At 71.6% G+C, this 12,055-nt stretch carries 8 protein-coding genes; 3 read left to right on the forward strand and 5 right to left on the reverse strand.

Annotated features, from left to right (window positions below; all coding sequences use genetic code 11):
* Positions 1 to 334 precede the first annotated feature (334 nt).
* The 3 genes from IF28_RS0119220 to pgsA are packed head-to-tail and all read right to left on the reverse strand — an operon-like array spanning position 335 to position 3,104.
* Positions 335 to 1,498: a glycosyltransferase family 4 protein gene (locus IF28_RS0119220; protein ID WP_030221705.1), complete on the reverse strand. Its 1,164-nt coding sequence runs from the start codon at positions 1,496 to 1,498 to the stop codon at positions 335 to 337.
* The gene (locus IF28_RS0119225) at positions 1,495 to 2,436 is read right to left on the reverse strand and encodes a phosphatidylinositol mannoside acyltransferase (RefSeq protein WP_030221708.1); all 942 of its coding nucleotides are present in this window, start codon (positions 2,434 to 2,436) and stop codon (positions 1,495 to 1,497) included. Before IF28_RS0119225 ends, IF28_RS0119220 begins: the two co-directional genes overlap by 4 nt.
* Positions 2,433 to 3,104 carry a phosphatidylinositol phosphate synthase gene (pgsA, locus tag IF28_RS0119230; RefSeq protein WP_030221711.1) on the reverse strand — a complete coding sequence of 224 codons (672 nt, stop codon included), beginning with the start codon at positions 3,102 to 3,104 and terminating at the stop codon, positions 2,433 to 2,435. The genes IF28_RS0119225 and pgsA overlap by 4 nt, the downstream gene beginning before the upstream one ends.
* An 862-nt stretch (positions 3,105 to 3,966) precedes the next feature.
* Between pgsA and IF28_RS0119235 the strand changes: the two genes are divergently transcribed.
* Together IF28_RS0119235 and IF28_RS0119240 are read left to right on the forward strand one after the other, a co-directional pair.
* Positions 3,967 to 6,165: an elongation factor G-like protein EF-G2 gene (locus IF28_RS0119235; RefSeq protein ID WP_030221714.1), complete on the forward strand. Its 2,199-nt coding sequence runs from the start codon at positions 3,967 to 3,969 to the stop codon at positions 6,163 to 6,165.
* A gap of 209 nt (positions 6,166 to 6,374) precedes the next feature.
* Complete coding sequence (locus IF28_RS0119240; protein ID WP_030221716.1) at positions 6,375 to 8,030, forward strand: hypothetical protein; 1,656 nt, start codon at positions 6,375 to 6,377, stop codon at positions 8,028 to 8,030.
* 111 nt (positions 8,031 to 8,141) lie between these two features.
* On the opposite strand, the gene IF28_RS0119245 is transcribed toward IF28_RS0119240, so the two are convergent.
* Positions 8,142 to 8,690, reverse strand: a complete 549-nt coding sequence (locus IF28_RS0119245) for an HIT family protein (RefSeq protein WP_030221717.1) — start codon at positions 8,688 to 8,690, stop codon at positions 8,142 to 8,144.
* A gap of 90 nt (positions 8,691 to 8,780) precedes the next feature.
* Positions 8,781 to 10,757: a threonine--tRNA ligase gene (gene thrS / locus IF28_RS0119250; RefSeq protein WP_030221718.1), complete on the reverse strand. Its 1,977-nt coding sequence runs from the start codon at positions 10,755 to 10,757 to the stop codon at positions 8,781 to 8,783.
* A gap of 525 nt (positions 10,758 to 11,282) precedes the next feature.
* On the opposite strand from thrS, the gene IF28_RS0119255 reads away from it, so the two are divergent.
* On the forward strand, positions 11,283 to 12,008 hold the full coding sequence (locus IF28_RS0119255; RefSeq protein WP_030221719.1) for a 3'-5' exonuclease: 726 nt from the start codon (positions 11,283 to 11,285) through the stop codon (positions 12,006 to 12,008).
* Positions 12,009 to 12,055 lie beyond the last annotated feature (47 nt).

Consider the following 12,055-nt stretch of genomic DNA (forward strand, 5'->3'; position numbering starts at 1 on the left):
CCGAGCCACCCCTTGGCCGCGCCTTGTGTCCCGGTCCCCGTGTGCCACCCACCGTCTCCCGGCCCTCACTGGGGGAAGCGCCCCGAGCCGGGCCCCGGGCCACGCCGTAGCCCCGACACCGGGGCCGCCCTGGTCCCGCCGGGGCGGCCCCGCCGACCCGGTCTCCCATGAGCAGCGCCCCCGGACCGAGCCCCGGGCCACGCCGTGGTCCCGTCAACCGGGAGCCACGCCCCGGACGCACCGTCCGTCGGTGTCGCGGAGGCTGCGGCCCGACGCGGGCTCCGCGGCCGCGTCGTGTTCCCCGTCCCGGGGCGGAGCACCGGGACGGGAGCGGTCAGTCCCGGGCCAGGCCGAAGCGGGCTCGTAGGCCCGTCGTGCGGTCGTCCGTGGCCACCGCTGCCGCGCCTGCCGTCACCGTCTCGTAGACCGACAGGATGTCCGCGCCGACCGTCGACCAGTCGAAGCGGCGGACGTGGGCGCTGCCTCGTTCGCGGAGTTCCGTCCGGCGTTCCGGGTCGGCCAGGAGCCGTACGGCCGCGTCGGCGAGGGCGTTCGCGTCCTCGTTGGCGAACAGTTCGCCCGCCGCGCCCTGGTCGAGGACCTGTGCGAACGCGTCCAGGTCCGAGGCGAGCACCGGCGCACCCGCCGACATGGCCTCGACCAGGATGATGCCGAAGCTCTCGCCGCCGGTGTTGGGCGCCACGTACAGATCGACGCTGCGCAGGAAGCGGGCCTTGTCCTCGTCGCTGACCATGCCGAGGAACTCCACGCGCGGGCGCAGCTCACGCGGCAGCGACTCGACCGCCTCCTTCTCGTCGCCGCGCCCGGCGACCAGCAGCCGGGCCTGCGGGCGGGCGGCGAGGATCTTCGGCAGGGCCTTCATCAGCACGGGCAGGCCCTTGCGGGGCTCGTCGATCCGGCCGATGAAGCCGATGGTGTCGCCCTGCCACTCGGGCTTGGGTTCGGCCTTCGCGAAGAAGTCGACGTCGACGCCGTTGGGGATGACCACCGCGTCGCCGCCGAGATGCTCGACGAGGGTGCGGCGGGCGTACTCGCTCACCGCGATCCGCGCGCTGATCTTCTCCAGGGCGGCCTGGAGGATGGCGTAGGCGGCGATCATCGCGCGGGAGCGCGGGTTGGACGTGTGGAACGTCGCGACGATCGGCCCCTCGGCCGCCCAGCAGGTCAGCAGGCCGAGCGAGGGCGAGGTCGGCTCGTGGATGTGGACGACGTCGAAGGCGCCCTCGTGCAGCCAGCGGCGCACTCGCGCGGCGGACAGGAAGCCGAAGTTGAGCCGGGCCACCGAGCCGTTGTACGGCACCGGCACCGCGCGGCCCGCCGAGACGACGTACGGCGGCAGAGGCGTGTCGTCGTCGGCGGGGGCGAGGACGGACACCTCGTGACCGAGCCGGATGAAGTACTCGGCCAGGTCACGGATGTGGAACTGGACACCACCCGGTACGTCCCAGGAGTACGGGCAGACGATGCCGATCCTCACGAGGTCCCCTTCTGGTCCTGTACGGGGGCGGTCGCGGGGTCCCGCGCGGGGTCGAGGTCCTTCAGCCACAAACGCTGCAGCATGTGCCAGTCCTCCGGGTGCTCGGCGATGCCCGTGGCGAAGGCGTCGGCCAGCGCCTGTGTCATGACGGACGTCTTCTCGGGCCGTGTACCTGACTCGGGGACCCCGACCGGCGGATGGACCCGGCCCCGCATCACCGTCGAGTCGTTGTACCAGAGGGTCACCGGCAGCAGTCGTGCGCCGGTCTGCTGGGCGAGCAGGGCGGGTCCGGCCGGCATCCGGGCCGTCTCGCCGAAGAAGTCGACCTCGACACCGGAGGCGGAGAGGTCGCGGTCGGCGACCAGACAGACCAGTCCGCCGTCGCGCAACCGCCGGGCCAGGGTGCCGAAGGCGGAGCCGCCGCTGTGCGGGAGCACCTCCATGCCGAGGCCCTCCCGGTAGGCGACGAACCGGTCGTACAGCGTCTCCGGCTTCAGGCGCTCGGCGACGGTGGTGAACGGTATGCCGAGCTTCGTGGTGACCCACGCGCCGGCGAGGTCCCAGTTGGCGAGGTGCGGCAGCGCCAGGATGACGCCCTTGCCTTCCGCCATGCCGTCGGTGAGGTGGTGCAGGTCCTTGGCCTCGAAGCCGCCGGCGACGCGCTCGGCGCTCCACGCGGGAAGCCGGAAGGACTCCATCCAGTAGCGCAGATACGAGCGCATCCCCGCGCGGGAGAGCTCCGCCAGCCGCTCCGGGCCCGCGTCCGGCACCACACGCGCGTAGTTGCGTTCCAGCCGGAGCACGCCCTTGCCGCGCCGTTTCCAGGCGAGGTCCGCGATACCGCGGCCGAGGCGTACGGCGACGGGCTCGGGGAGCTTCTTGACGGTGCCCCAGCCGGCGCCGTAGAGGGCGTCGGCCAGCCGCTCCTGGGCGCTCACTTCGCGGCCTCGCTCCCCTGGGTCTCCTGCCGTTCCGCGGCCTCCGCCTCGGCGGACTCGCGGCGCACGGTGACCACTCGCTGGATCAGCGTGACCAGGCTGCCGACGGCGACGATCCACAGGGCGACGGGCAGCAGGTACTGGATGCCCGGCACACCGAACGTGTGCAGGCCCGCGAAACCGGCCGCGACCAGCGAGATCACCAGCCGCTCGGCCCGCTCGACCAGGCCGTTGACCGCGACGGGCAGGCCGATCGACTCGCCGCGCGCCTTGGTGTACGACACCACCTGACCGCTGGCCAGACAGAAGATCGACACCGCGCACAGGGCGATGTCGTCGCCGCCCCCGGCGTACCAGAGGGCGAAGCCGCCGAAGATCGCGCCGTCGGCGACCCGGTCCAGGGTGGAGTCCAGGAAGGCGCCCCAGCGGCTGGAGCGGCCGAGCTGGCGGGCCATGTTGCCGTCGACGAGGTCGGAGAACACGAACAGCGTGATCACGACCGTGCCCCAGAAGAACTCGCCCATGGGGTAGAAGACCAGCGCGCCGGCGACCACTCCCGCGGTGCCGATGAGGGTGACCGTGTCGGGGCTGACCCCCCGCCGGATGAGAAACGCGGCGAACGGTGTGAGGACACGCGTGAAGAAAGCACGCGCGTACTTGTTCAGCATGGTCTTCCCGACGGTCGGTAGAGCCACGTGGCCCCTACTGACCACCCGGCGCGCCCAATCGTAGCCACGCACACGCGGGAGCGACGGCACGGCACCCGAACACCCGCGCGGGAAACGGCGCGGCCCGGCCGCCCCCGAACCCCTCGGGCGCGCGTGCCCCACCCGAAGAACGCGAGAGGGCACCCGGGACCGTCCCGTCATCACCCCCACGCCCGGTCCACCGGGCAGAAGCCGCCCTGCGCCCCGCAGGCGCCCGCGCCGGGATGCCCGGCGAACTCCGGGCCGCGGACACGCGCCGCGCCCGCGTGGGCCGGGCACGGACACCCGGATCGCGTCGCTTCGAACGGCATGAGGAGCCGCCCCTGCCCGGCCCGCCGACCGTGGCCCCGCCCGCCCGGCGCGGGCAGGAACAGCCACACCGACCCCCCGCCGGGCAGCGGCCGCCCCGCTCCGCAGCGAGCCCGGGGTGGCCCTCGGGACGGGCCGGGCGCAGGGCGTTCCGAACCACGTACGCCGTAGCACCCGGCGCCGGGCCCCTCCGGCTCGGCCGGGCGGAAGGATCACGGCCCGCGACACCGGCGCGATCGGTGCCGGGCACCGGGGCACGGTGTTCCGGCCGTCGGCAGGGCGAGCGGCTGCCGGGGCCGAGGCCGACGGCGGGCGGACCACCCGCGTGAACGCACCGCGTCACGAACGCGTGGGACGCCCCGGGGCGCCGGCGGCGGGATCGCGTCGTTCGTATGGACGCGTCGTGACGGGAGTGGAAAGCTCGAAGGACCGCGGGCGTCGCCGGAGCCGCACCGCACGCGGATTCCGCGGGTCCGCGCCCACAGTGACCTCACCGTGCACGGGAGGCAGGATCATGGGCGACAAGACGCACTCACACCCCGGGGCCGCCGGCAGGGCACGAGCGGCCGACCACCCCACGTCCGTACGGAATGTGGTGCTGGTCGGCCACTCCGGATCGGGCAAGACCACGTTGGTGGAGGCTCTCGCGCTGACCGCGGGAGCCGTGAACCGGGCGGGCCGCGTGGAGGACGGCGGCACCGTCTCCGACTACGACGACATCGAGCACCGGCAGCAGCGCTCCGTACAGCTCTCCCTGGTGCCCCTCGAATGGGACGGCATCAAGGTCAACCTCTTGGACACCCCCGGATACGCCGACTTCGTCGGAGAACTCAGGGCCGGTCTGCGGGCGGCGGACGCGGCCCTCTTCGTCGTCTCGGCCTCCGACGGGGTGGACGGCACCACCCGCATGGTGTGGGACGAGTGCGCGGCGGTCGGCATGCCGCGCGCCATCGTCGTCACACACCTGGAAGCGGCACGCGCGGACTTCGAGGAGATGACCCGCGTCTGCGCGGAGACCTTCGGCGGCGACGACCCCGACGCCGTACTGCCCCTCTACCTGCCGCTGCACGGCCCGGAGGGACCCGACGGGCACGCGCCCGTGACCGGCCTGACCGGACTGCTGTCGCGGAAGCTGTTCGACTACTCCACCGGCGAGCGCAAGGAGTCCGAGCCCGGCGAGGACCAGCTCCCGCTGATCGAGGAGGCCCGCGGCCGGCTCATCGAGGGCATCATCGCCGAGAGCGAGGACGAGACCCTCATGGACCGCTACCTCGGCGGCGAGCAGGTCGACGTCGAGACCCTCATCGAGGATCTCGAACGGGCGGTCGCGCGCGGCGTGTTCCACCCCGTCCTCGCCGCCGCCCCCGCCGCCGACGGCGCCCGCCAGGGACTCGGCACGGTCGAACTGCTGGAACTGGTCACCGGCGGCTTCCCGACCCCGCTCGAGCACGGCACCCCGAACGTGACCACCCCCGACGGCGAGCCGCGCGAGCTGAAACCGTGCGACCCCGAGGCCCCGCTGGTCGCCGAGGTCGTGAAGACCTCCTCCGACCCGTACGTCGGCCGGATCTCCCTCATCCGGGTCTTCTCCGGCACCCTGCGCGCCGACCAGACGATCCACGTCTCCGGACACGGGCTCGCCGACCGCGGCCACGAGGACCACGACGTCGACGAGCGCATCGGCGCGCTGTCCACCCCGTTCGGCAAACACCAGCGTCCCGTCTCCCACGTCATCGCGGGCGATCTCGCGTGTGTGGCGAAGCTCAGCCGCGCGGAGACCGGCGACACCCTGTCCGCCAAGGACGACCCGCTGCTCATGGAAGCCTGGGACATGCCCGACCCGCTGCTGCCCCTGGCCATCCGGGCACACAGCAAACCCGACGAGGACAAACTCTCCCAGGGCCTGTCCCGGCTGGTCGCCGAGGACCCGACGATGCGGCTGGAACAGAACCAGGACACCCACCAGGTGGTCCTGTGGTGCCTGGGCGAGGCGCACGCGGACGTGGCCCTGGAACGGCTGCGCGGCCGCTACGGCGTCCAGGTCGACGTCGTACCGCACCGCGTGTCGCTCAGGGAGACCTTCGGCGGCAAGGCCGCCGGACGCGGCCGGCACGTCAAACAGTCCGGCGGCCACGGACAGTTCGCCATCTGCGAGATCGAGGTGGAACCCCTGCCGAACGGCTCGGGCATCGAGTTCGTCGACAAGGTGGTCGGCGGTGCCGTGCCACGCCAGTTCATCCCCTCCGTCGAGAAGGGCGTACGGGCCCAGGCCGGCAGGGGAGTCGCCGCCGGACATCCCCTCATCGACGTCCGCGTGACACTCCTCGACGGCAAGGCGCACTCCGTGGACTCCTCCGACGCCGCGTTCCAGACCGCCGGCGCGCTCGCCCTGCGGGAGGCCGCCTCGGACGCGAAGATCCATCTGCTGGAGCCGGTGGCCGAGGTCAGCGTCCTGGTCGGCGACGACTACGTCGGCCCCGTGATGAGCGACCTGTCCGGCCGGCGCGGCCGGGTGCTCGGCACCGAGCAGTCGCCCGGCGGACGCACCCTCATCAAGGCCGAGGTCCCCGAGATCGAGATCGGCCGGTACGCCATCGACCTGCGCTCCCTCTCCCACGGCACGGCCCGGTTCAGCCGCCACTACGCACGGCACGAACCCATGCCGCCGCAAGTGGCGGACCGGGTCAGGGAAGAGGCGCGCGCCACCTCGTAGCCGGCGCCGGGAAGCCCCGGTGTGCGCCCGCGCACGCGCCCGCCACCGGGGCGACTCCGGAATGCCTCACTCCGTGGTGACGGACGGCTTCGGCAGTCCGCCCACAGCGGACACCGGCTGCGGATACGCTGAAGACCTGATCAACAGGTGTGCGCAGCACGGAAGTCGGGAAGGCCGCAAGACGACAGTCGCGGCGATCGGGGGCGGGAATGACCGTTGAGAGCGGTTACGCGGATTTCTTCGGTCCGCAGGTACCGCGCACGGGCGATGAAGGGCAGACGCCGACGTTCGCGCTGGCCTCCGCCGCCTACCGGGACAACGAAGCGGACGAGATACTCAAGGCCAACAGCGAGTGGCACAAGTCGGCCGTCAGCAAACCCAGGCTGAAGCTGTTCCGGCCGAACCTGGGCGAGGCCTACTCCAGAGCGATCATCGACCGGATGCTGGGCTCCGGCCGCGCGCCGCTCATCCAGTCCTTCGGCGCCCAGCCCCAGGTCGTGGTCGAGCACTCGCTCGCGGCACACCGCATCCGCCGCGAGCGGGACAACTGGCTGAGCGCCGTCATGGTCCTGTGCGGGCTGCTCTTCCTGCCCGGCCTCCTCGTCTGGCTGCTCGTCTTCCAGATCCGTACGACGATGGCCAAGCGGGACGACAAACGGGCCGGGGCGCTCGCCACCACCCTGCTGGTCGCGGTGGGCGCCCTCGCCGTGCTGTTCCTGATCCGTATGCCCTTCGACGGATTCTGGGGCTGGTACGCGCGCGCGTCGGTCGTCGCCCCGGTGCTCGGCTGGTTCTGGGCCAAGCGGATCTGCGAGCGCACGGCGAAGGACCTGCGCGAGCGCTGGGACAGCCTCCTCTCCGGCAGCAGCGTCGGCGCCAAGGTCCCCGAGGCCGTACCGAGCAGCCCGGGCGAGACGGCCGCCGAGCAGCTGCGCCAGTCACTGGCCCGGCTCAGCGCCGAGCAGCAGTCCAACTCCGTCTTCTACGCCGGCCCCAAGGGCATACTCGGCATGGGCACCCGCTGGGGCAGCTGGCAGCTCGCCGAGGAGCTGGTACCCGCCGACCCGGACCGGGAGATCAACCCGTTCCGCAGCTGGGACGTCATCAGGTCCATCCACGACCGGCTGCGGATGCTGGAGCGCGGACCGCTGCACACCGGCGGCTTCCCCAAACCGTCCGTACGGCACTGGATCGTCACCCCGATCGGCGAGAACGCCGGAGGAGTGTCCCGGCCCGAGGGCACGGACGTCGAGGCGTACCAGATCAAGTCGCACGCCATACAGGACATCTGCAACAAGCAGCAGTTCGGCGCGGGCGACCGGCACTACCTGGGCGTGCAGTGGACGCTGTGGGACGGCCAGTTGGTGATCACGATGCTGATCACGGTGACCGTGCTGCACGAGACGCTGCGCATCGAGGTCACCGGGCACGCGCTGGGGCCGGTGCACTCGCTGTTCACCAGCAAGCCGGCCGCCAAGGAGAAGGAGGTCCAGAAGTCGGTCAGGTTCTGGGAGACCCGGAAGGTGAAGCTCCCGCTGGTCGACTCGGACGAGGTGGTACGCCTGGCCGCGCGGGCGCCCCTGACCTGGTATCCGCCGCTGCTGTACTGGCTGGGCGGCAAGCTGAGCCTGCCGGAGCCGTTCGGGCTGCGGCACGCGTGGGCGGACAAGCCGTGGCGGCACCGGTTCATGGCGGACGACGCGTTGCGGGCGGCCACGCCGGTGTTGCGGGCGGTGCACTCCGCCGCGATCAAGGTGCTGGCGGAGAACGGGGTGGACACGGAGAAGTTCGGGTCCCGGTCGTCGTCCCTGAGCACGGCCGTGCAGGATGCCGCGCCGCGGAAGGCGGACGTGTACGACGCGTGAGCGTTCGGATACGGGGTGTCGCGGCGCCGGGTGGGGGTGGGTGCGCGGCTCGGCGCTAACGAGGTGCCGCTGCGCCCACCCGTGCCGCCGCAGCGGCACGATGGCCCGCGGCTACGGGGTCGGCCAGGCCTCCGCGAGCATCTTGCGGGTGTCTGCGAGGAGTTGGGGCAGGACCTTGGTGTGGCCGATCACGGGGAGGAAGTTGGTGTCGCCGCCCCAGCGGGGGACCACGTGCTGGTGGAGGTGGGCGGCGATGCCCGCGCCCGCCACCGTGCCCTGGTTCATGCCGATGTTGAAGCCGTGGGCGCCGGACGCGGTGCGCAGAGCCGTCATCGCCTGCTTGGTCAACTCGGCCAGCTCGGCCGTCTCGGCCTCGGTGAGATCCGTGTAGTCGGCGACATGCCGGTAGGGGACGGTCATCAGGTGGCCGCCGTTGTACGGGTAGAGGTTGAGCACCGTGTACACCTGCTCGCCCCGCCTGATGATCAGCCCGTCCTCGTCGGACTTCGCCGGGATCGAGCAGAAGGGGCATGCCTCGCCGGCATCAGGGCTGCTCGGCTTGTTCTCGCCCTGGATGTACGCCATCCGGTGGGGCGTCCACAGACGCTGAAACGCGTCTGGCGTCCCCACTCCCAGCTGCTGTTCCGGCTCACTCGTCATGCGTGCAGCATATGGCGTCCCCACAGGGCCACGGAAAAGCCCCCCGGGATCACTCCCGGGGGGCCGAGCTCCACTGCTGTGGGATTCAGATCACACCTGAACCCGGCGCTCCACCACATCAACGAGCTTCGCCAGCGCCTGGTCACGCGGGATGCCGTTCTCCTGCGATCCGTCGCGGTAGCGGAACGACACCGTGCCCGCGTGCATGTCCTCGTCCCCGACGATGATCATGAACGGGACCTTCTGCTTCTGCTGCGTGCGGATCTTCTTCTGCATCCGGTCCGAGGAGGAGTCCACCTCGACCCGCAGCCCCTTGCGCCGGGCCTCGCCCGCGAACTCCTCCAGGTACTGCACATGGGCGTCGCCCACCGGGATGCCCACCGCCTGCACCGGCGCCAGCCACGCCGGGAACGCGCCCGCGTAGTGCTCGAGCAGTACCGCGAAGAAGCGCTCGATCGAGCCGAACAGCGCACGGTGGATCATGACCGGCCGGGTCTTGGCGCCGTCCGCGCCGGTGTACTCCAGCTGGAAGCGCTCCGGCAGGTTGAAGTCGAGCTGGATGGTCGACATCTGCCAGGTGCGGCCGATGGCGTCCTTCGCCTGGACGGAGATCTTCGGGCCGTAGAAGGCGGCGCCGCCCGGGTCCGCCACGAGCTCCAGGTTCTGCTTCTCGGCGACCTGGCGCAGCGTCTCCGTGGCCTCTTCCCAGGCCTCGTCGGAGCCGACGAACTTCTCGGGGTCCTTGGTGGACAGCTCCAGGTAGAAGTCGGTCAGACCGTAGTCGCGCAGCAGGTTCAGGACGAAGGTGAGGGTCTTGTCCAGCTCCTCCGACATCTGCTCGCGGGTGCAGTAGATGTGCGCGTCGTCCTGGGTGAAGCCGCGGGCCCGGGTCAGGCCGTGCACGACGCCCGACTTCTCGTACCGGTACACGGTGCCGAACTCGAACAGGCGCAACGGCAGTTCGCGGTAGGACCGGCCGCGCGCGTCGAAGATCAGGTTGTGCATCGGGCAGTTCATGGGCTTGAGGTAGTAGTCCACGCCCTCGTCGAGCTGCATGGGCGGGTACATGCCGTCGGCGTACCAGTCGAGGTGGCCCGAGGTCTCGAAGAGCTTCCCCTTCGTCGCGTGCGGGGTGTAGACGAACTCGTAGCCCTCCTCCTCGTGCCGGCGGCGCGAGTAGTCCTCCATGACCCGGCGGATGATGCCGCCCTTGGGGTGGAAGACGGCGAGGCCGGAGCCGATCTGCTCCGGGATGGAGAAGAGGTCCAGCTCGGAGCCGAGCTTGCGGTGGTCGCGCTTCTCGGCCTCGGCGAGGAACTCCAGGTGGGCCTTCAGCTCGTCCTTGGTGGGCCAGGCGGTGCCGTAGATGCGCTGGAGCATCGGGTTCTTCTCGCTGCCTCGCCAGTAGGCGGCCGCGTTGCGCATCAGCTTGAACGCCGGGATGTTCCGGGTGGTGGGCAGGTGGGGGCCCCGGCAGAGGTCCTTCCAGCACAGCTCGCCGGTCTTGGCGTCCAGGTTGTCGTAGATCGTCAGCTCGCCGGCGCCGACCTCGACGTCCGCGCCGTCGTCGTGCGAGGCGGAGCCCTTGAGGCCGATCAGTTCCAGCTTGTACGGCTCGTCGGCGAGCTCCTCGCGGGCGGCCTCGTCGGTGACGACGCGGCGGGAGAAGCGCTGCCCGCGCTTCTGGATCTCCTGCATCTTCTTCTCGATGGCCTTGAGGTCATCGGGGTGGAAGGGCTTTTCGACGTCGAAGTCGTAGTAGAAGCCGTCCTTGACGGGCGGGCCGATGCCGAGCTTGGCCTCGGGGAACAGCTCCTGCACGGCCTGGGCCATGACGTGCGCGGTGGAGTGGCGCAGGATGGCGAGGCCGTCGGGGGAGGAGATCTCCACTGCCTCGACGGTCTCGCCGTCCCCGACCTCGTAGGCGAGGTCCTTGAGCTCGCCGGCCACGCGCGCCGCGATGACCGAGCGCTCGCCTGCGAAGAGCTCGGCGGCCGTGGTGCCCGTCGTCACCACGCGTTCGTCCCGCTCGGAATCGCGTTGGATGATCACACGGACGTCTGACACCGGTCTCTCCTGACTGAAGGCTTGGCCGCGGCGCCATACCGGAGCGCACGCATGGGTGCGATCGTACCGACCCGGACCGTCGGTCCGCGAAATCATTCCGCGCAGCCGGGCCCGCGGACCTCACCGAAGAAGGCGGGCGGGTGTCGAAGGCGGGGTGTGGTCGTACGGCCTCGGGGGTTCGCCGGCGGGACCGGTACGTCACGGGCTGGGACGGTGAGCCCCCGGCGGCGGCCCGCGACGGCGTGCGGGTGGCCGGCCTGCGGGGTCTCCACGCGGGCGGTGGTCGCGAGTGTGCCGCGAGTGGGTGGTGTGCGCCCGGGCAGCAGCCGTCCCCCGTTCGGGCTGCGTGACGGCCATGGCCAAGTGCCGCCCGGACCGGGTGCCTTCAGGCTGTGGGTCGCTGAACCGCCGGGACCCGTACTCCTGTTGCCGCCCAGCGGCGTACGGCGCAAACAGCCCGGGTATCACCTTTCCGGGCAGTGGGCTGTGCGCCGACTGCTCCTGGTGAGTGAGGGGTTGGTGGGTATGGCGTGCTGGTACGAGGGGCCGCTGGCCGCTTTCGACACGGAGACGACGGGTGTGGACGTCGAGAGCGACCGGATCGTGTCGGCCGCGCTCGTCGTGCAGGACGCGCCGGGTGCGCGGCCGAGGGTGACCCGTTGGCTGGTGAATCCGGGGGTGCCGGTACCGGCCGGGTCGACCGAGGTGCACGGTCTGACGGAGGAGCATCTGCAGCGCAACGGCCGCTGGCCCGCGCCGGTGATGTACGAGACGGCTCAGGCGCTGGCCGAGCAGGCGGCGGTGGGGCGGCCGCTGGTGGTGATGAACGCGCCGTTCGATCTGACGTTGCTGGACCGGGAGTTGCGCCGGCATCGGGCGTCGTCGCTGGACCGCTGGCTGGACCGGAGACCGCTGCTGGTGCTGGATCCGTGGGTGCTGGACAGACATCTGGACCGTTACCGCAAGGGCGGGCGCACGCTGTCGGATCTGTGCGCGCACTACGGCGTGGCGCTGGAGGGGGCGCATGACGCGGCGGCGGACGCGGTGGCGGCGCTGGAGGTGACCCGGGCGGTGGGACGGCGTTTCGCGTCCCGGCTGGAGCGGCTCACCCCCGGTGAGCTGCACGCGTTGCAGGCGGTGTGGCATGCGGCGCAGGCGCGGGGGCCGCAGGCGTGGTTCGCGCGCGCGGGCGCGGACGAGGAGGTGGATCCGGCGTGGCCGCTGCGTCCGGAGCTGCCGGCGGCGGCGTGAGCGGTGGCTTCCGGGGGTACAAGAAAGCCGGTCCGTCGGGGACGGAC

Source organism: Streptomyces sp. NRRL WC-3626 (assembly GCF_000718785.1).
In the GTDB taxonomy this organism is placed as follows: domain Bacteria; phylum Actinomycetota; class Actinomycetes; order Streptomycetales; family Streptomycetaceae; genus Streptomyces; species Streptomyces edwardsiae.